We start from the raw sequence: 20,331 nt of genomic DNA, 5'->3' as shown, positions 1-20,331 counted from the left end.
ATTTACAATTGATAGAACAGCGGAGCAAGGAGCGTCGGGACGACCTGCATCACATCCTTGATCCGGCGCCGCGCCACCGAATCGCCAACGATAATTATATCGCCCGGATAGACTTCGGGGTCGCCATAGTTGCCGCGACGGATCGCCTCCAGATTATAGAGGCCGACATATCGCTTACCCTCGACTTCACGAAAAATGACCACATCCTGCAGCTTGGCGAATTCGTCAGCGCCGCCGGCCATCGCCACGGCCCTCATTAACGTGACGTGACCAACGATCGGATAGGAGCCCGAGCGCTTGACCTCGCCGTCGACGAAGGCCGACATTGCCTGCTGCACCAGCGGGTTTAACGACGATTTGAAATTCACCGTCACTTTGGGGTCGCGCACGAACCGACCGACCAACCGCCCACGGATTTCCTCGGCCACTTCGCTCGGCGCCTTGCCGGCCGCCTCAACGGTTCCGATCAGTGGAAAGGCGAAATTGCCCTTGCCGTCGGTTAGGATGTCCTGCTGCATCTCTGGAACGTTGAAAACCTCAACCCGCAGCTCGCTAAAGGGGCCGATGAGCGCTGTCCGCGTTGAATTGACGACATCGGCCGCGACGGGCACAGGCAGTTCGTCGATTTTAGTCACGGGGGCGTTAGGCACACTGGCGACCGGCGCAGGAGCTCCGCCGCATCCGGCGAGCGCGATCGCCACCAGGGCGAGGGGAAGGATACGAGATGGAACGGTCATGATTTGATTACTTAAAAATCCACGGCTGGAAGAGTTGACACGCTATAGACGTCACATGATCCCCCGCAAGCCTAATCGGGTCTGGATCGGGCTGGTGCCGCGGCGCAAAGAAAGGCTATCAGCATGATAGCCACCGCCTGCAGCGAAGGAATACGGAGCGGATAGTCGACAGCACTTGCGATCGCGAGGATGATCACGATCGTGATCACTGGCAGACGAATGTCACCGCGATATCCTTTAACGAGATTGCGCGTGCCAAGCGCCATGACCCTGCGGCCGAACCATATTAGCGCAGCGGCCACAACCAACGCGAATGGCAGCCCGCCTGTGACGAGCAATTCAGCCCAGTCATTATGTGCATGGTTGAAATAGCTCGGATTGAGGAGATTGTCGGGCTCAAACATCTTGAAGACATCAGGGAAGGATCCAAAGCCGGCGCCGAACAGCCCGTGGGTTTCAATCATCTGTTGCACCGTTGGCCAAGCTCGAACCCTGAGGTCGCCGGCGACATCCTCCCCAACGAAACGCCTCAGGCCGGTCGCGCGGTCGGAGGTCAGATAGGCCGTGGCAAGTAGCGCCGTCAGCAACAACGGTGCCAGATAGACAAACCAGTTTCCGTATAGCGAAGGAGTCGTCGCGCGCGGTCGACGGCGGGCATCCCGGACGCCGATCTCACGTGCGCGCCACGCGGGGACGACAATCGCGTAGCCGACAATGAAAGCGACGGCACCCGCCGCAAGGCCAGCGCGCGAGCCAATCAGTGCAGTAAAGGCGGTAAGCGTCACAGCAGCGAAAGCCAGCCCCCCGCGCACGAGGCCCCGCTGCTGCCGGCGCATCAATTCGTCACGCAGCAACATCGCGGCAACAATAACGGCGCACGCAAGGAAAACCGCGTGATGATTGCGGTTGGCGAACAGCCCCACCATCGAATCGGAGTTGGTGATACGATAGAAGTAGGCGGCGCTGCCAACGCCTGATGCAACCTGCCAAAAACCAAGAACACCGCTCAAGCAGGCGATGACCACGATCGCCATCAATAGCCGCGGATAATCTTCCGCCGCCGTTCGTGCCGCGACAAGCAATGCTGCGAACGGCACAGTCATCGCTAATAGGGCATTCCAAGTCTGCGACGGAGTAAGCGATATCGGTCGGGCAATATCCGCCTGACCGAGCAGTTGGTCGATCGACGCGATCGTATCGCGGCCGGCAAGACCGTGCCAGACATCGGCGGGAAGCGGGATCAGTTGTGTCGCGATCCACGCCGTCAGCAGCGACAACAGCACAAGCGGAACACGGATGCGGCGCCAACCCTCAGCTTTAATGCCCGAAGCCGCCCAAAAAGCGAATAACAGGACTCCTCCGCGTAGCAGCGGAAGCGAGGCGATATCGCTTCGCGAGCTACCGCCCAAGAGAAAGACGAACAACAGGAAAAAAACGGGAATCCAAGCAGGAAGCTCTTGCCTGAGGTTATGTCGGGACACGGAGGCTGTTTTTGGAGATGCGCTCATGAAAGCTTGGATAATATCCCGGCCGACGGAATGCCGGCCCCTTTTGTCGGCACGCGGCTTAGACGGTCGCATGGAGCCTGACAAGCGATAGAAACAGCTATTCGCGCAGACACGGGATCAGGTCGCATCCAGCATGAACATCCGCTCCGCTACCGCGATCAAGCGATGCGTTCGGACAGTTCTTCCCGCGCGAAGATAAACCAGCGATCACGCGCCTCGAGTCCGATCGCCGCCAGAACCCCGCTACGAAATGCGCCGATATCGATGCCTATGCGGTTCATTTGTTCATCCGGCGCGGCTGTGATGCTGTGGCCGTGGACGATCATCTTTCCATGATCGCCGACATCATCGAGAAAATCGTCGCGAATCCACCGGAGGTCGGACATCGCCTGCTTTTCGAGCGGAACGCCGGGACGCACACCGGCATGGACGAAAGCATAATCACCAACCTCGACCATGTCCTCACCGCCACCAAGGAAATCGACATGACTCAGCGGCACTAGGGTAGGCAGCCGCTCGGCAACCTCCTCGAAACTCACCTTCGCGAAATCCTGATCGTCGCGCCAATAGCTGCGGATCGTGGCGTCGCCGCCAATCCGCATGAAATAGCGAAGGCGCCGCACGTCGCCCGTCAGCGCCGCTAGAAAACATTCCTCGTGATTGCCAATCAGCAGTCGGACGTCGGGAAACTCGTCATGAAGCCGCATCGCACGTTCGACGACCTCAGCCGACGCTGGGCCGCGGTCCACCAGATCGCCCAGCAGGATCAAGGTCATCTCAGCCGGCCCGCGCGCGGCGTGATCGGCGCGGATCAGGTCGATCATCTCGGCGAACAGATCGTCGCGTCCGTGGATGTCGCCGATGGCGTAGACACGTCTGCCCGCCGGTATTTCATGTCCCCGGGGCGCGGACGGGGCCGGGCTTTTGCTGCGCTTCCAGAACATGACTAGCGAACCAATCCAACCTCAAAATCTCGAATAACGGGGCTCAGGCGGCGCGATCGCCGCACTATTTCCCCCTAGCCCTCTGCCCCGTGGATGACAACATACACCGCCAGGCGCGAAAAGTTGCGCCCCATCTCTCAATTTTTCGAGCAGGCGGATTTCGTGCTTAAGAGAGCCGAAAGCATTTGCAAGCTAAACCAAAGCTAAATCGATGAAGAATCATGATATCCTGGCGCGAAACATCGAGCCGCGCGATTCAGGGAACGACAAATGAAGATAGTAGCAGTTTTCGGCACGCGGCCGGAAGCGATCAAGATGTTTCCCGTCGTGCACGCTCTTCGCGGCCAGCCGGGGATCGAAGCGCGCGTCTGCGTCACCGCGCAGCATCGCGACTTGCTCGATCAGGTTCTGCATATTGCGCGGATCAACCCCGACATCGACCTCGACGTCATGCAGGCGAACCAGACGCTCGACGGGCTGCTCGCGCGGCTGGTCACCGGTCTCGGCGAAGCGTTCGACGCTGAAAAGCCCGACCGCATCCTCGTCCACGGCGACACGCTGACGACGATGGCCGCGACGCTTGCCGCTTATTTCCGCAAGATTCCGGTGGGTCATGTCGAGGCGGGGCTGCGCAGCGGCAATATCTATCATCCCTGGCCCGAAGAGGTGAACCGCAAGGTCGCAGGCGCTGTCGCCGACCTGCATTTCGCACCGACCGAAGCCGCCGCCGCCGCGCTCCGCGCCGAGAATGTGCCCGCCGGCCGCATTCACATAACCGGCAATACGGTGATCGATGCCTTGCTCGCAACCCAGGCGCGGCTCGGTGAGGAGCCTTCGCTGGCCGCCGGTCTCGACCCGCTCGCCGCGCGCTTCGCGGGCAAGCGCATCATCGCCGTTACCTCGCACCGCCGCGAGAATTTTGGCGACGGCATGAAGGCGATCGCCGAGGCCATCGCCGGCATCACGGCGCGCGAGGACGTCGCGGTGATTTTCCCGGTCCATCCGAACCCGCATGTGCGCAGCGCGATGGAACCGATCCTCGGCAATCTCGCCAACGTCGCGCTGATCAATCCGCTCGACTATCCGCACTTCGTCCGCCTGCTCGGCCTCAGCCATCTCGTCCTCACCGACAGCGGCGGGGTGCAGGAGGAAGCGCCCTCTCTCGGCAAGCCGGTGCTCGTGATGCGCGAGACGACCGAACGCCCCGAGGGGATCGAAGCGGGCACCGCGCGGCTCGTCGGCACCGACAAAAATCGCATCGTTTCGGAAATTTTCAGCCTTTTGGACGATGAAGGCGCCTATAATGCCATGGCGCGCGCACATAACCCTTTCGGGGACGGCCGCGCCGCCACACGAATAGCGGAGATTATTGCGCGTGCCCATCGATAACGACCAGCAGGTTACCGTCCTCGGCCTCGGCTATATCGGCTTGCCGACCGCTGCGCTGATCGCGCGCTCGGGCAGCAAGGTCACCGGCGTCGATGTCAACCGGCACGTCGTCGACACCATCAACAACGGCAAGGTGCACATCGAGGAAGTCGATCTCGATGGCCTCGTCAAGGGCGTCGTGTCGCGCGGCGCGCTCGTTGCTTCAACCGAAGTCGCGCCCGCCGGTGTTTTCGTCGTCGCGGTTTCGATGCCGCACGACGAGGAGGATCGCCCCGACATCCACCATGTCCCCTCGGCCGCACGCGCGATCGCGCCGAAGCTGGAGGCCGGCAACCTCGTCATTCTCTAATCGACCTCACCGGTCGGCACCACCGAGAGAATCGCCGCGCTGCTCGCTGAGCTTCGCCCCGATCTCAAGGTGCCGGGCGCCTGCGCCGGCGCCGCCGATATCTTCGTCGCTTATTGTCCCGAACGCGTGCTGCCGGGGCGCATCCTTGTCGAGCTCGTCGATAACGATCGTTGCATCGGCGGCATCGCGCCGCGCGATGACTTTCTACCGCCAGTTCGTGCGCGGCGCCTGCGTCACCACTTCGGCGCGCGCCGCCGAAATGGTGAAGCTGGTCGAGAACAGCTACCGCGACGTCAACATCACCGCCGGACCAATGTCCCCACTGCGGATGTAGCCTGACCGGACAATCGAATGAGATTCTGCCAAAGTAGTGCTAAGTAAATGGTCGGAAATGACCCGGACAAAATCGACCGTTCTCGCGCGACGGCACAGACCCCAAGGCCCCTGCCTTGATACGACTGCGGAGTGCGGCTACGCCGCAAGCGCGGGCGCCGTAAGACAGGTGCGTGCCAGCGACCGGGGGCAATCGGTGACCGGCACGGACCGAAGTAGCGGGCCTTTGCATAAAGGTTCCAACGCCCGCCCCTTCGCTCTCAGCAGAGTCTAAGCATTTCGCGCTCGTCGCCGGTAGCTGCTAGCCCTTGCGTCGTCGGAGGCCGCGCACGCTCAGCGAACCAAGGCTGATCGAAGCCCCTTTCCGTCCATCGAACCAGTGACGCAGGAAAGCCTCATTGTCGTCGAGCTTAGTACCCAGTTCCTTGAACACGCGCTCGAAGCCGCCGATGATATTGGGCGGATCGAGATAGGCGATGTCCACCCCACGGTCCTCATGGAAGCCTTGCAGATGCATCATCATGATGAGCGCCAGCTTGGTATCGGCACAAGCGACCGCGAATTCGGGAGATTCGAATGGCACCGACAATATAATCGCGAACGGATCGCTGTCGGTTGCTTCGGCGAAGGCAAAGAGCCGCTGCATGTCGAATCGCCCACCCCCAGCCTCAAAGAGTTCGTAGCTGCGCAACGGCATCCCCATTCGCTCCGCTACGACGTTCGCGCGTAGATCGCGTAGCCGTCGGATGTCACGGACGGCGCGGGCTAGAATCTGTCGTCCCTCGGAAAACTGGACGGAGGATACGTCCATGCCTGCAAGCCTCCGCTATTGATCGGCTTGCATTCCGTTATTCGGTTCGCCCGCCAGTGATAGAGCCTATGGTATTCCTTTTCATCGCGAAACGGGTTTTTTGGGGCAGATCTGGATCTATTCTGGACGCCCACAAAATGCTCGGCGTGCCGCTGACCAGCATCGCATCAAACTTGCGGATCATCCGCAATGTTGCAGCGGGCCGCACCACCGACGGTTCCCATCGTCCGCATATTCTGTCCCGTAGAGGCCGCATGGAATGGCGGACACTCGACCCTCGGACCGATCGCATCCTAATTATTCGGGATGATGACGACGGTGAGATGGTGAGCGGCAAGCGTCGCCTGGCTGGCCCGAAGATCATTCGGGCAGTCATGAGACGGATCGAAGGAGGCAAGCTCGATCCCGGCGAGCGGATCATGCCGCGCGAAATCGCCAACAGTCTTGGCACAAGCGATATTCCGGTGCGCGAGGCCTTCTACCAGCTTGTCGGCCAAGGCGTCTTGACCGAGCGGCCGGGCGAAGGATTCTATGCCGCGACGGTCAGCAGCACCGCACTCCGTACTTATTATGCGGCCCACGACCGCATCGCCGATGCCTTGCTGTGCCTTTGGAATGGTGCCGAAATGCTCAGCGGCCGCCCCGCAAGCGCGTGGAAGTTGTTCGACATGCTCGCGGACCGATCGAGCGACGATGCGCTCGCGGCCATGCAGCATCATATATCGGGCCGCCTCGCCCTTGCGCGCAGTCACGAGGTGGTCCTCGCTGGATATGTCGGAATAACCGGGACTCTGAAGCTCGCGCTGACCCGCGGAGACGTCGCCGCTGCGCGAAAGGCCTCGCGCGATTTCCATCATGCCTGCACGAATCAGGCTGCTGAAATCTGGAAATCCATGACCGACAAATAGGAACAACCATTCTATATTAGAAATATATTCCAAATATGATTTGAATTGATTTCAAAAAAATATCCTAATTGATCACGGCTTGTGAATGCAGGCCGGTTCTCAAAACAGGAAGAGGAAGAGATCATGAAGAAGACTGTGAATCACTCAACGGCCAAAGGCACGATCAAACTCGGGAAGGCGAAACGCCTCACCCGGTCGAGCTTCGATGGCGACAAGAACGAAATCGGCGACGACAGGCTCTATTTCATCGGGGGCTGAATAAAAATGCGGGGTTTCGTCCGCCGAGTGCGTATGGAACCCCGTACGCCCGCGCCGATCACCGATGATGAGATCGCTCCCACCATCTTCGACACTCGAACGGGCGATGGCGTTGTCTTTCTCGATCTTTACGAAGACGAATATGCCTGCCGCTACGAGCGCGAGCATCCAATCGAAGCCTATCGCACACTGAGCGCATCGGCATGCGCAGTCGATATCGGTTCGAAGCAGTCACTTCGCAGTGCGGTTTGGCACAAGCCGAATATATCAGCCCATCGGCGTCCTGCCGTGTGCGACTGGATACAGTTTGGCCGCGCTCTGGCCGGCGCGACCTTTCATTATAGAGGACGTACGCTGCGTCAACTCGCCACTGTGGCACGATCACTCCCGATAAGGCCACGTTGCGACGACCTTACGCCCGGCGAGATCGCGGATTTGTTCGAGCATATGCTGATCTGCACTCCACTGAAGCTTGAATGCCTGTTTTCCTCCTTTTGCCTTCTTCACTTTCTATCGCTCTATGGCTTTCGCGCCGATTGGATTTTTGCCGTCCAACTGTTTCCGTTCCGCGCGCACTGCTGGCTGGCTATCGACGATGAACTCCTCAATGAAGCACCACATCGGATCGAGGATTACCGCGTCATCTGGACCGTAAGCGCTGCCGCGACATGACCGCATTTGTCGCTCTTTCTGGTCCTCAAAATAGCGATCGATCCGCAAGGATTGCGGACAACGTCCAAGCATATCTTAACGCGTCGAACGGCCGATGGCGAACACTTCTCGCCGACCCAGGCAGGTTGATCGCTGTTGCAAAGGACGGCCGCGTCAAAATGGGGATGACAGAGGGCTGCTCGATCTTTGTTATCGGCGACATTTTCCCGCGCACCGGGCAAAATCTCGAGCGGCTCATTTCGGAGGCGACCGGTTTCGGTATGTTCTGCGCCAAGTTGGCGGCAGATTTCTGGGGCTCCTACACCGCCATCCAGCTTGCCCCTGATGGAATATCGGTCTTTCGCGATCCGATCGGAATGCGCGATGTCATCAGTTGGGCGCAGACCTCCGTTCGCGTGGTTGCCTCCGATCCGATGCCTTGGCTTCCCCTATCAGCGCCAAATGACCTCGCAATCGATTGGCAGCGGATCGGCGAACTGCTTCGTTCCTCGTCAACGGTTGCTGAAGCGCCCCCTCTAGTCGGCGTCGAAACGGTCGCGCCTGGTGTCATGACGGAATATCGTGGCGCCATCCGCGAAACCCATCGCCTCTGGTTGCCGCGTCAATTCTATCTTGGTTCCGGCGCCAAAACGACCTCCGCCGAATTGAACCGAACCGTTAGGGAGTGCATCAATGCCTGGAATACTGCCTATCCGGTCAGCATGCTCGAAATCTCAGGCGGCTTCGATTCCGCCGTCGTCGCAGCGGTCATCGGGAATGGCGGGCACAGGATAGAATTCGGGATCAACTTCTTCGCCGACGATATCGCAGGAGACGAACGCCGCTATGCCCGCGATGTCGCAGCCCACACCGGGGTCACGCTTCGTGAAATGCTCATGCCGGTGGGGAGACTTGATGACGCCGATCTCGAGGATATGCCCATCGGCGTGCGCCCAGGCCTCGGTAGCACCACGCTTTTTCACGATCGACTGTCGGCAGAGCTGGCGACATCGGCGAGGGTCGGCGCGTTGTTCACCGGGAATGGAGGAGACGCCGTCTTCTTCCAGCACCCGACCGCGGCGATTGCAGCCGATCCCTCCTTTCCTCGAACGCATTTCGGCGCCTATGTCGATCTTGCCCGATGGAGCAAAACATCCATCTGGACGGTGGCCCGTCATGCCTTCCTGCAGCGCGCTCCCGCGTGTAAATCATCCGACACCGCAATGTCGAGGCTGCCGATCAATGCACGCTTTCGCGAACCACCTTCTAGTTGGGCAGGCAATGTCGATGGCATCCCGCCAGCGAAGAAGGCGCAAATCCTAGCCATCGCCGGCGACCGTGGCGCCTTTGGCCCATCGTGGCGGCGTCGATCGCTGACTGTCATCCATCCGCTTCTCTCGCAGCCCCTCGTCGAACTTGCGATTGCGACCGACACCTTTCACCTGACGCAAGGTCGGCGCGATCGGGCGCTCGCACGCGAAGCCTTCGCTGACGACGTGCCGATATCGACCATCCAACGCCGAGGCAAAGGTTCGCTGAGCTCCTTCTTCGGCCGGTCGCTCGCCGCAAGCGTTCCCTTCCTACGCTCCTATTTGCTCGACGGCCTGCTCGTCAGACACGGCATTCTCGACCCAGTTCGGCTAGGGGCCATGCTCGATCGCGATTTCCTGATGCGCTTCGATTGTTACGCGAAGATCCTATCGGCCTTGATCATGGAGTATTGGGTGCGGGCGTGGACCGAAAGGCTAGAGGCAATGGCGTAGAATCACAATGGGCTGTCCGCCGAGGCATATGTTCGAGCCAACTGAACACACGGTGATAGAGGTCCCTTACATTTGCCGGGCTTCCGACCACATGTCCCTCCCCCCAATAGGTAACGAGCTCGGTATCCTTGCCTTGCCGGAACAGCGCCGAGAAGAGTTGCTCCGCGCCCTGCAAGGGAGCGGGATCGCGATCTGCCGCAACGATGAGCAACGGCAAGCGAATTCGGTCGGCGAGATAGACCGGACTCGCAGCGGCATAGAGGGCCGGGTCGTTCCAGGGAGGCACACCAAGCCCACCCTGCCCGCTTTCGGCCCATGCGAAATTATAGCCGATAGCGAGATTCCGTTCAGGCGCCAATCGGGTCGTGGGGCCGAAGGTCCCGGGAATGGCCCCGAGATCATAGACGCCCGCCGATGCAATCGCAGCGGTATAGCGGCAGCCCCCCGCGGCCATCATCGCCACCGCATATCCCCCGAAACTGTGCCCCCAGAGCGCGATCCGCGTGGGATCGACCAATCCCGTCGCAATAGCGGCGTCAACCGCACGATCGACATCGCCAACGAAACCGGGAGGCCCTCCCTTGACCAGCGGACGCGAAGGCAGGCTTGGCAGCAAGACGGCATATCCGTGCCCGGCGAGAAGCTGCGCGCTCGTATGGAAGCGACCGAAGCCCGGCCCTTGTCCGGCGGGCGCGTCGTTGCCATAGGTTGCACCCGGATATGGAATGACGACGAGCGGCCAGGTCCCGGTTTCCTTCTCGAATGGTGGAAGGTAAAGCCATCCCGTCGCCTCGCGCCCATCGGGCAGCCTATAGGTCAAATGCTTCGGGCGCGCCGGCTGAACGTCGCGCAAATGGAGATTGGCGGTCGCGATCATCGCGGTATCACTCTTTGTCATCAGGGTCAGCGCTTTGACACCTCGGATGGTCTGTCGGCGTACGAGGAGCGCGCTCCCAGTCGAGGATGCGTCAACAGCTTCTATATGCTCGCCAGCGTCAATCGTGATCTGGCGACCTGACCATCGGCCTCCGATGAGCGAAATCCCGTCCGAATCCTTCCGCCAACCGGGCCCCCCTCCCTTCGCACGCTGAATCCCGGCCTCGAACAGGCTCCTCGGGGGCCATTCGTCGAGGCACCAGACGCCATCGGATGCCGTCATCGCAGCGACGCATCCTTCCATCGACATTATATCGGGACTGACGTGCGCAAGCGTCGACGTCAGCGAGACCGCATGACGATCGTCCACGTGATACCAGTCGCCGCGCTGACTCGATGAGGAAGCGAACCGACCGAAGAGCAACAAGGCATTTCCCTGCCATTGGAATGCCGCCCGCGCGGTGCCGTCGGCAAATTCGGTAATGACGGGCCTTACCGCCGAGGCCACCGCTTGCGGCTCTCCGTGCGAGTCGACGGCGAGTTTCCACAGATTCGCGGACAGCCAATCTTGCCGTCCACGCCGCGCGACGAACGCGATACGTTTCCCATCAGGCGACCAGTTCGGCACGCCGAGCAGGTCGCAGTCGGCACAGGGCCGAGCGATTTTTCGGCGATGAAGATCATAAAGCAAAGGGACCTGACGGAATGGTCCGTCCATCTGACTAACGGGCCGATCCTGTGGCAATGCTGCGGGTTCCCCCCGTTCGATCAGCAGCAGATTCCTGTGATCGGGCGCAATGTCCATCGAAAGGAAAGGCCCCGCGAAGAGCGTTTCCAGATGCCCCGACGCGGCATTCACCAGTACCAGCGACATCTGGGGCGGCGGCGATCCGCTCTTTCGGAAATGACCGCTTCCAACCACGGTCACTGCCGGTTCTTGCCCCCGGCGCGTCGCCTCCCAGCGCTTCGGAAAGATCTCCGCCGGATAGCCCTCGGAACGCAGCCACCATGGCTGTTCGCGGCCGGGGACGGCGAGCACCACCAATTCGTCGGCAGACACCCATTGCAGCGTCGTGTTGAACGGGGTGTAATCGGGCGAAATATCAAACCAGCGAACCGCACCGTCCGCCATGGCAACCACACCGAGTCGCCACTGATCGCCGGATAATCTCCCTATCGCCAGCCGGCTGCCGTCGGTTGAGAAGCCATAGGCAATGGTACCGGGTTCCGTATCGGGAAGTAGCGGCACTGCTCGCCCGGGCGACCGAAGATCGACGCGGTAGAGAAGTGACCGCAAAACGCTGGCCCGCGATAATTTGTCGAAGCGGTTCATTTCGGAGAACGGCGCGAACCGCTGAAAGACCAGCCATCGATCCTGTGGATCGAACAGCGCGTCGCCGAATCCTTCGGTTCGCAAAAGATCGTCGACCGTATAGCTTCGCGCTGCCGACGCTTCGCTCGGCCCGAGAAGAAGCGCGGCGACGGCGATCGGAATCACCCGCCAAAACACGACGCCTACCAGCGCTTGGTGATCTGGAGCGAGACGAGGCGACCGATCGCATCGCTGTTCGTGGCATCATATCCAAGGCCAGCGGGCGAGTCGTAGAAGGGCGGATCTCGGTCGAAGAGATTGCGCGCGACAAGAGCGATGCTGGTGTCGCCGAGCCAGCTCTCCGCAGGTGAATTCCAGGCGATCCGCGCATCCACTGTCGTCCATGCGCCGATGCGCGCGCCCGTTATCGCTTCGCGATATCGGTCGACATAGTTGACGCCGAGAAGCGCATCGAAGCCGCCGCGCCGCCAGCCAGCAGTCACCCGTCCGCGAAAACCGACCGGGCGGCCCGCAATATTGCGTTGGTCGACGGCCGGCGACGTCGGTGTGTTCCGCTCCTCGAAAGCCAGAAGCCATGTGGCGTTGCCGTCTATGGAAAACGTGTTGGCGCCACGCTTGGCAGTATAGCCGATCATGAGATCGATACCGCGCACGTCCGTTGACGCCGTGTTGACGTATCGCGTGTCGACAACGGCCGCGATACTGTCGACCGGAAAGGATGTGCCGCCCCCGACCATCGCATCGAGCAGCGTCTGCACATAGTCTCGATCTGCCGCGTTGGTCGCCGGCGCGACGAACCGGACGAAAGGTGCGAGACTGGTGTCGGTCAACGCATTGCGAAATCCGCGCGCGGCGGGTCGATCGATGCGACGATCGAAGATGGTGCGGAAGAGGGTCACATTGACATGGAATCCAGGAAGCGCGGACGGTGCGATTTCGGCACCGATCGTCCAGCTTCGCGCGCGTTCGGGTTCAAGGTCGGGATTGCCGCCCGACAACTGAAGAACGCGAACCGGCACGCCATCAGCGTTGGTCAATATAGTACTGCTTACGCCCGAGGCATCGCGGAGTTGGCCGAGATTCGGCGCGCGGAACGAGGTTCCGTAGGTGCCACGAAACATTACGCCAGCGGCAGGCGACCAGCTCAGCCCGAGCTTCGGATTGGCGGTCATTCCAAAATCTGGATAATGTTCAATGCGTCCCGCGAGCGAGAGTTCGAGCCGCCGCAAACCGGGCCGGGCATTTCCGGACCCGAAAAGCGGGATGCGAAGCTCGCCGAAAGCCGCCGAGATTGTTCGGCCGCGTTCGACGGGATTGCGAACCCGCGGAGTCGCGGTCACGAAGAAGGATGTGTAGCGGCTTTCATAATATTCGCGCCGGATATTGGTGCCCAATGCCATGCGCACGGTGCCGGCGGGAAGATCGAACAAAGGACCGTCGGCCTGTACATTGCCGGTCGTGATGTGATTGGCATTACGGCTTTCGTTGAACCCGCTGGCGATTGCTGCGAGCACGACGGGTGAATTGGCGCCGCCATCCCCATAGGGATTGAAATATCCGTCGCGCGAGGGGCTGTAGGTCGTCGCCGGATCGTCGGGCGCGGTTCCCAGCGCCTCGGCGATAATGGCTTCGTTGGGAAGATTGTCGGTGAGATGCAGTTCCTTGGAGCGCGCATAGGCTCCATAGGCCGATAGCTTCCACCCCGCGGGGAGATCGACATCCACCCCCGCGACCAATCCGATCGTATCCGACCAGCCGCTATCGCGCGTTGGCCCTGCCTCGCGTCCGAACGAATAGCCTATGAGATCGGACGACGCACCCGTCGGCGAGACGAACCAGGGATTAGCGTCGGTAATCGTGAGGATGGTGGGATAGCCGGAGGAACGGCTTTCGAAGTTGCGTCGCGTGTATCGGCCCTCGACAGACAAATGGACCTTGTCCACGATATCCTGCCCGATATGTGCATAAAGGCTGTGCCGCTTTTGCTGCGGCGAAAGATCGACGCCGCGCCGAAAATTTTCGAGGTTGGTGCCTCCCGCGATGAAGTCGCCGGGCTCAAGATCGGTGCCATCCTGTCCGGTGGGAACCGCATGGGTAACGACGAGACCTCCCGTGACCCGGTCGGTTCCGAGAATATTGCCGGGCAGGCTGTAAATATAGCGGTGATCGGTTCCCCCCAGCGACCGCAGGTCTGCGGAACGCGCAAACCGCCGGTCGGCGGCATTGAGCGCCGTCCGGCGATAATATTCGTAGGACAGGAGGACGCTTCCCGAACCCCAATTGGTGCCTGCGGTCTGGGAGATTTGGAATTCGCGCAGTCCCCCTTGGGTGACCGTGCCAAAACGAGCCGCCGTTTCGAAACCCTCGACATGATCCTTCATCACGACGTTGATCACGCCGCCAACTGCGTCCGAGCCATAGATGGCCGATGCCCCATCCATCAGCACTTCGACGCGCTTCACGAGGCTCATCGGGATGTTGGAGACGTCGGCGAAATCGCCAAGCGATCCCGCGCCAGCGATCCGGCGCCCATTGACGAGGACGAGCGTAGCCGCTGCACCGAGACCGCGAAGGTTGACCCCGGTCGATAGCGTCGAATTGGTGCCGGTGCGGTCGGCGAGGGATAATGCGCTCTGTTCGGTCGCGGTGCCGCCAAAGTTGCCGGGCAACCCCTGAAGAAGTTCAGCGACGGTCGAATAGCCGTTGCGATCGATCTCGTCGCGATCGATCGTTCGAACGTGCGAGCCGACGGGGGCCTGACCGCGAATGTGCGATCCCGTGACTATAATATCTTCGTTCGCCCAAAAATCGCTTTGCGATTTCCTCGTCTCCTCTTCCGGGGTGGCTCCGTTCCGAGTGCCGATCGAATTCGACGACGTCCGCGGGACCGACCGCCGAGGCTCGATCATGATGACCTTCGCATTGACCTGCCGGATGACGAGACCGCTATTGGCGAGCAGTTTCCTAAGCGCGGCATTTGGAGAGAGGCGCGCTTTGAGCGCGCCGACGCGTCGCCCGGCAACGGCCTCAGGCGCATAGATGAGCTGCATTCCCGATTGTTTGGCGAAAGCTGCCAACGCCGACTGCAACGATCCCGCCGGAATGTCGAACGCGACGCCAGGGCGCGCGACGGACTGCGCATGGGCGGAAGGGCCCGCCACCAACCCGGTCGTGACGGCCATACAGACCGCCGAACTTCTGAAAATTGCCGCCATTCCCTTCAAGACCATCACCCTATCCCCATTATGGCGCGCGGGTCGAGACATGGATTCCGGTCTCGCCGTGCTTTGGTTGTCGGGGATGAGACGCTCCGCGAATGGGGCGACCCTAATCGGTGACAGGAATTTCTTTTGTCGGCGTTGGATCGACCGTGAGGTGGATTCGTCCCTGGCTGTCCTCGGTGCGCCGCAGCGGCATGAAGGCCGTAACAGCAGTTACAAAACTATCTGCATCGCCGGCTTCAAACGATCCGCTGATGCGCCTGGTCCCAAATTGCACTGCGTCGAGCACAACCGGCTTGCCGCCATGACGATTGACCTCGGCAATCGCATCGACCAGCGGAGATGCGTCGAAGACAATCCGCCCGCGCGTCCAGGCCGCGACATCAGCGGTTCTCACCTTCCTTATGCTGCCGCTGCTAGCGGGCCAGCGCCACTGCTGACCCGTCCGCAGCCGCTGAATCGATCCGTCGGGCGCGCGCACCGTGACGCTACCTTCCAGCAACGTAACCCATATTTGTTCGCCATGCTTCGACACGTCGAACTTCGTGCCGGTCGCTGTGACGAGCGCCCCGCCGGCCTTGACAGTGAAAGGCCGCATCTTGTCTTTTGCCACGCTGAACAGGGCTTCACCCCGCTCGAGCGTCAGCGTCCGTCCATTATCGGTGAAGCGAACGCGCACCGCGGTACCGCTATTGAGATCAAGGCGCGAACCGTCGTCCAGAGCGACGACCCGCCTTTCGCCAGCAACGGTCTCAAAAGCCTGCCCCCGTTGGGCAAGAACAGCGTATCCGCCACCGACGAGAAGCAGGAAAAAGATACTCGCGGCCAGCCACTTCACCGGGCGCACAGCCACACCAAAGTGGCGACGCGCGGGTTTGCGGCGTTCGGCGGCTTCGATTGCGCGCAGGATTTCAGGGCTTTCACCAACACGTTCCGCCGAGGACCAGAAACGTTCGGCCTCCTCGAAAGCCTCTCCGTTGCCGGGCTGACGTCGCCAGGCGAAGAAGTCATTGAGCGTACCGTGCGAAACGGGAAGCGTCTTCAGCCGGGCGAACCACTGCGCTGCCTCGGCACGCCGCCGCTCCGTTTCGCTTTCCTTGTCGTTCATAGGCCGCCGCTAGCTCCGCAACCTGCTGGCGCACAGCTCGATCGCCTTGCCGATGCGCCATTCGACCGTCTTCACCGAGATTCCGAGTTGATCGGCGATGTCCTTGTTCGTCAGCCGCCGAAATCGACTGAGCACGAATACATCACGCAGGCTTTCCGGCAAATCGAGAATCGCGCGTTCGAGTTCGAGCAGGCTTTCCTGTTCCGCCATCGCGGCCGGATCGATGCTTTCCTCAATGCGAACGAGGCGCAGATGCGCGATCCTTCGTTTGTCGCGACGATAGCGATCGCGAAACAGGTTGAGCGCGATGCGCGACAGATACGCGCGCGGATGCTCGACGTCCCCAAGCGAGGTGCGGATGACCCGCAGCCATGTGTCCTGAACGATATCATCGGCATCCGACGGTTGAAGGCGTAGCGTTCGGCACAGGAAGCCGTGCAGCCATGCCGAATGCGAGCCGTGCCATTCGCGTAGCGCTCGCCCCTCCAACTCACTCGGTTCGAGCGTGCCCTCGGCCTTGAGAAAGGTGTCGGCCACCGCGCCACCCTTTCACCTCTCGAGAAAGAGGCGCCGGCCTTTCGGCCGCCCGGAACACCCATGCGGGAGCGCGGCATGCGCGCGGACAGCGGCACGCCACCGTCGACCGGAAACGGTCGATAACCCTTCGCCGCAGCGAGGCGTCGGGGCGGTTCATTGCATAGGGGGTTCCACGCCCCTGCCACTGGCCTTCCAGTGGCGCCTTTAGACTGAGTCATTTCGCCGATCGTGACAAGCCCGAAATAATCCGCAGATTTCGGCCGATTTTCAATTGGGTCGTCAGAAAGAAGGCAAATGATGGGAGGGGTGGGTGTTGGAACCTCCTATGCAGAAGCCCGCGATCTGTCCGAACACGCCTGTGCGTTGCCACACCCCTCCCGGCACGAAGTCCGGTCCATAACGCGGCACCGGAAAATGGCCTATCAGGCGGCGTCTCATTCAGCAATCCGCGTGGACCACCGATTTCCCCCGGATCGTATGATACGCTTGCGCAGAACAGGAGGATCTCATGAAAGCCCGCGCCATCGGAGCAATGCTCATCGGAACGGCGATCTCCGGCTGTGGTCAGGCGGAACCGCGCAGCAAGCAATATTTCGACGTTCATATCGACGAGGCTCGGCAGGTCGTCGAGGGTTGCCGGGATGGGTCGGTTCGCGGAGGCGAATGCGACAACGCCGAATCGGCAGTCAATCGGACAGAAGCCAAGGAGCGGGCCAAAAGATTCCTCGGCGACGGCAAAGCGTACACATCTCGCCACGCTACCAATGCCCCTTAAAGAAGACGAGGGCTGATGACGCTACTGCGCAAGCCGTTCTTCGCAGATAGTCTTGGTCAGCGCCTGGAGGTCGGTGATACGGTCGGTCAGCCAGTCGAGTTCGTCGTCGTCGATCTTGTAATGCTCCGAATAGCGCGCCTTGACGTAGGCAGCGCGCAGCAGTTCGTAGCATCGTTTCCCGAACTTCGTGTCGGCCTTCCAGACCCCTATCAGGCGCTCGTCGAGCTGTTCGGCGCGTTTCGACAAGAAGTTGAGGTTGTGCGATTTTGGCTGGTAAAGAACCAGCACCAACATGATGCAATAATAGGCTCGCTCCATCGCCTGATGGAGATTGAAGGCGGCTTCCTTACGCCACTTCGCCTGTTTGTCCGGATCATTCTGACGCGCACCTTCGGCGCGCTGAAGTTCTGCGGTTCTCAGCGAGCGCTCAATTCCATCAAACTCGCGCGCATAATAGAGTGCCGCCTCTTCGCGGGCTTCCTCCTCGGTCAGTTCGCCCGGCTTTTCCAGCGGGTATCCCGGCTCCTCGAACAGCCCAATCCCTTCCTTGTAGATGTCGACCCAAAAATATCGGCCCCGCCGAAGCTGATAGTTCACATCGTCGAGGCTATGGATGATCAGATTGAGCGGTTGCGGCCAGCCGCGCTCGGTGAGCATGTCGACCATTCGGTCTTCCGCCTCGTACCAATATTTGGATGCGTCGGTCAGATCCTCGTGATCGACGATGACGAGCAGATCGTAATCCGAGAAATAGCGTCCCACCGGATCGACGACATGTTTGCCGCGCGCGTAGGAGCCGAAGAGGATGATCTTCAGGACGCGGCCGTTGCGGCGATGGTCGGCGGTGCTCCCGCCCGTCGCCTTCGCGAATTCCTCGAGCAGAATCTGGACGGCGCTTTCCATGTCGCGCTGCGCGCGACGGGGGAGATTGGCGATACGGGCTTGCAAATCACTCACGGCCTTGGTCATCGCCTCCATCGTGCGCGGCGCCAGCGGCTTCCGCTTGTCCTTGCGGTCGATACCCGCATCCTCAACCGTCACAAAGCGCCGCCGGTGGTGCAGCAGGCGCAGGATGACAACGGCATCCTGCTCGATCCGATAGACGAGTAGAAAGGGAGTGTCGGGCACCCGATATTCGCGGGCGCCAGCAACCCGCCCAACACGCGACAGATCGGGGTTGTCCGCGAGCTTCGCCACCGCTGCCATGATGGCATCGCCGACGGCGATAGCAAGTTTCGGGTTACGCTTTGCGAGATATCCAAGCTGGCGGGCTCGACTGTCGTTCGCCTTGGGCAACCAATAGACAGGCAGGGATTCAGGATTCGTCACGGCGCTCTATCTCGCCCCTCTCCCGTTCCCATTCCCCGGTGATCGCCTCGTTCGAGAAACGCTCCGACCGCGGCTTGCCGGTATCGTGCATCGCATCGTCGATCTCGCGATGCAGCCAACGCTCGTGCGCGACCTCCTCTTCATGGCGTTCGACAGCTTCCCGCATCATTCGGCGAAGAAGCTGGGCTGCGGAAAAATCCTGCTTCTCCGCCATGGCGGAGAAGGCCTCCTTCAAAGGCCGAGCGAGCCGGAATGTGAAGGTGACATCGGTCATATTTCGCCTTCTTCCCGCATTATTATCTCGCTGAATCAGATGTAACACATAACCGAGGGGATGGCCACTCCGATGCCACGGAACGCCTCACCCTAATGGAATGAGCCGTCGCCACTCAGTTGACACGCTGCCGCCCATCCGCCGCGGCATTCACCATCATTGCCCATGATCCGATATAGGCAGCGCGCCATTGAAATTGCTCGCCGGCCTCAGCCGTCATCATCGCCACGCCGCCCAAAGTTTCGGCAAGTTCATAGGTCGAGCAAACTCCGTCGCGCTCCAATATTCCACCAATCGCAGCCAACACGGTTCCGATAGCCTCGCGAGCGTCATCATCCATAGCCAATCTCCCCACGGAGGATGTTAGGCCATTGGAAACGGGGGCGGCAATATCGCAACCTTATACTCGATTACTACCCTATGCGTCCGACCTAAGCGGCTTGGCACAAATGGCACAATAGAGGGTCGGAACAGGTATGACGTCAGATTTCATTATCAAAAATAGCCTGATCACCATCCCGGTCACGGGGTAGCAGACGGAACACGCAGCACCATGGCAGGCAAAGGGCGACGCGCTTGATCCTCAGCTTTCTCGTTCGATACCACCGCATCACACGCCCTTCAACATATGCATGCGAAGCGCCCGCATCATGGCAACAAGAGCCTGCTCCTTACCAGCCAGACCTCGCCCTTCGCGGATCGCGCCAAAGAACCGAACCATCTGCTCGAACAGTTCATATTCCTCCATCGAGAAATACAGCAAGACGACGCGCTGGTTGGCGTTGAGGGTCCCTCCAGATAGCAGGACGGCAAGATCATGGACGGTGTACTCTTCGGCGAACCCAAGAAGTTTCTCGCAATTCTCTTGGTCAATATGCCGGGCGAGAATCACCGCCTTGGCCCAACCAACACCCAAAAGCCGATCTCGATCAAAGTCCAATTTTCGGAAGCTATTGTCGATCTGAATCAACGCATAAGCCCTGCGCCTACCGATGCCGGCGATCTTGATTACTTGCGGGAACATATCGGGGTCGAGATTTTGAACCTCGCGCAATCGACAGGCGAGTATCAGGAAATCCTTGGTCAACGCGTTTGCAACGGCCTTAGAAAGCGAAGAAAGATTTGGCGGCTTTATAGACATAATTACAATCTCCATTTTAGAGATAAATTATAAACATAAATCCATCCATGATCAAGTAAAAATACTTTTTATCAATTATATGAGTT

At 60.3% G+C, this 20,331-nt stretch carries 18 protein-coding genes and 1 pseudogene; 7 read left to right on the top strand and 12 right to left on the bottom strand.

Annotated elements, in window-relative coordinates; genetic code table 11:
• Positions 1–2: 2 nt before the first annotated feature.
• The 3 genes from C3E99_RS06970 to C3E99_RS06960 form a co-directional block, all read right to left on the bottom strand.
• Positions 3–737 (bottom strand): polysaccharide biosynthesis/export family protein, encoded by a 735-nt coding sequence (locus tag C3E99_RS06970; RefSeq protein WP_104959595.1) that lies wholly within the window; start codon positions 735–737, stop codon positions 3–5.
• A 71-nt stretch (positions 738–808) separates the two neighbouring features.
• A complete protein-coding gene (locus tag C3E99_RS06965) occupies positions 809–2,218 on the bottom strand; it encodes an O-antigen ligase family protein (protein ID WP_158682182.1) in 1,410 nt (469 codons plus the stop codon).
• 185 nt (positions 2,219–2,403) lie between these two features.
• The gene (locus C3E99_RS06960; protein WP_104959593.1) at positions 2,404–3,189 is read right to left on the bottom strand and encodes a metallophosphoesterase family protein; all 786 of its coding nucleotides are present in this window, start codon (positions 3,187–3,189) and stop codon (positions 2,404–2,406) included.
• 270 nt (positions 3,190–3,459) lie between these two features.
• Here C3E99_RS06960 and wecB point away from each other — a divergent pair, with 270 nt between their 5' ends.
• Both wecB and C3E99_RS06950 read left to right on the top strand, forming a co-directional pair.
• Positions 3,460–4,578, top strand: coding sequence for a non-hydrolyzing UDP-N-acetylglucosamine 2-epimerase (gene wecB / locus C3E99_RS06955; RefSeq protein WP_104959592.1), 1,119 nt, complete (start codon positions 3,460–3,462; stop codon positions 4,576–4,578).
• Positions 4,565–5,228 (top strand): annotated as a pseudogene (locus tag C3E99_RS06950) (NAD(P)-binding domain-containing protein); the annotation flags it as partial. The gene wecB and the pseudogene C3E99_RS06950, both read left to right, overlap by 14 nt.
• A gap of 333 nt (positions 5,229–5,561) precedes the next feature.
• Here C3E99_RS06950 and C3E99_RS06945 read toward each other — a convergent pair.
• Complete coding sequence (locus C3E99_RS06945; RefSeq protein WP_234002630.1) at positions 5,562–5,951, bottom strand: XRE family transcriptional regulator; 390 nt, start codon at positions 5,949–5,951, stop codon at positions 5,562–5,564.
• Between the two features lie 188 nt (positions 5,952–6,139).
• Here C3E99_RS06945 and C3E99_RS06940 point away from each other — a divergent pair, with 188 nt between their 5' ends.
• The 4 genes from C3E99_RS06940 to C3E99_RS06930 all read left to right on the top strand — a co-directional run bounded on the left by C3E99_RS06940 (position 6,140) and on the right by C3E99_RS06930 (position 9,651).
• Positions 6,140–6,979 (top strand): GntR family transcriptional regulator, encoded by an 840-nt coding sequence (locus C3E99_RS06940; RefSeq protein ID WP_104959590.1) that lies wholly within the window; start codon positions 6,140–6,142, stop codon positions 6,977–6,979.
• A gap of 123 nt (positions 6,980–7,102) precedes the next feature.
• Positions 7,103–7,237 (top strand): hypothetical protein, encoded by a 135-nt coding sequence (locus tag C3E99_RS20225; protein WP_267894970.1) that lies wholly within the window; start codon positions 7,103–7,105, stop codon positions 7,235–7,237.
• 33 nt (positions 7,238–7,270) lie between these two features.
• On the top strand, positions 7,271–7,909 hold the full coding sequence (locus tag C3E99_RS06935) for a lasso peptide biosynthesis B2 protein (protein WP_158682180.1): 639 nt from the start codon (positions 7,271–7,273) through the stop codon (positions 7,907–7,909).
• Positions 7,906–9,651 carry an asparagine synthase-related protein gene (locus C3E99_RS06930; protein ID WP_104959588.1) on the top strand — a complete coding sequence of 582 codons (1,746 nt, stop codon included), beginning with the start codon at positions 7,906–7,908 and terminating at the stop codon, positions 9,649–9,651. Before C3E99_RS06935 ends, C3E99_RS06930 begins: the two co-directional genes overlap by 4 nt.
• Here the strand turns inward: C3E99_RS06930 and C3E99_RS06925 are convergent.
• The 4 genes from C3E99_RS06925 to C3E99_RS06910 form a co-directional block, all read right to left on the bottom strand.
• Positions 9,599–12,025, bottom strand: coding sequence for a S9 family peptidase (locus tag C3E99_RS06925; RefSeq protein ID WP_158682178.1), 2,427 nt, complete (start codon positions 12,023–12,025; stop codon positions 9,599–9,601). The genes C3E99_RS06930 and C3E99_RS06925 overlap by 53 nt on opposite strands.
• A gap of 17 nt (positions 12,026–12,042) precedes the next feature.
• Entirely contained in the window at positions 12,043–15,090 is a 3,048-nt protein-coding gene (locus C3E99_RS06920) for a TonB-dependent receptor (RefSeq protein ID WP_234002666.1), read from the bottom strand.
• A gap of 97 nt (positions 15,091–15,187) precedes the next feature.
• Positions 15,188–16,189, bottom strand: a complete 1,002-nt coding sequence (locus tag C3E99_RS06915; protein ID WP_104959585.1) for a FecR family protein — start codon at positions 16,187–16,189, stop codon at positions 15,188–15,190.
• 9 nt (positions 16,190–16,198) lie between these two features.
• The gene (locus tag C3E99_RS06910) at positions 16,199–16,726 is read right to left on the bottom strand and encodes an RNA polymerase sigma factor (RefSeq protein ID WP_104959584.1); all 528 of its coding nucleotides are present in this window, start codon (positions 16,724–16,726) and stop codon (positions 16,199–16,201) included.
• 508 nt (positions 16,727–17,234) lie between these two features.
• Here C3E99_RS06910 and C3E99_RS06905 point away from each other — a divergent pair.
• Complete coding sequence (locus C3E99_RS06905; protein ID WP_158682174.1) at positions 17,235–17,501, top strand: EexN family lipoprotein; 267 nt, start codon at positions 17,235–17,237, stop codon at positions 17,499–17,501.
• A gap of 21 nt (positions 17,502–17,522) precedes the next feature.
• Here C3E99_RS06905 and C3E99_RS06900 read toward each other — a convergent pair whose 3' ends face one another.
• The 4 genes from C3E99_RS06900 to C3E99_RS06885 form a co-directional block, all read right to left on the bottom strand.
• Entirely contained in the window at positions 17,523–18,830 is a 1,308-nt protein-coding gene (locus tag C3E99_RS06900) for a type II toxin-antitoxin system RelE/ParE family toxin (protein WP_104959583.1), read from the bottom strand.
• Positions 18,817–19,104, bottom strand: coding sequence for a hypothetical protein (locus C3E99_RS06895; RefSeq protein WP_104959582.1), 288 nt, complete (start codon positions 19,102–19,104; stop codon positions 18,817–18,819). The genes C3E99_RS06900 and C3E99_RS06895 overlap by 14 nt, the downstream gene beginning before the upstream one ends.
• Positions 19,105–19,219: 115 nt before the next feature.
• Positions 19,220–19,444, bottom strand: a complete 225-nt coding sequence (locus C3E99_RS06890; protein WP_104959581.1) for a hypothetical protein — start codon at positions 19,442–19,444, stop codon at positions 19,220–19,222.
• A 270-nt stretch (positions 19,445–19,714) separates the two neighbouring features.
• Positions 19,715–20,260: a hypothetical protein gene (locus C3E99_RS06885; protein WP_104959580.1), complete on the bottom strand. Its 546-nt coding sequence runs from the start codon at positions 20,258–20,260 to the stop codon at positions 19,715–19,717.
• Positions 20,261–20,331 lie beyond the last annotated feature (71 nt).

It is taken from the genome of Sphingopyxis sp. MG, from assembly GCF_002953155.1.
Taxonomy (GTDB): domain Bacteria; phylum Pseudomonadota; class Alphaproteobacteria; order Sphingomonadales; family Sphingomonadaceae; genus Sphingopyxis; species Sphingopyxis granuli.
This window is presented reverse-complemented; position numbering and strand designations above follow the sequence as displayed.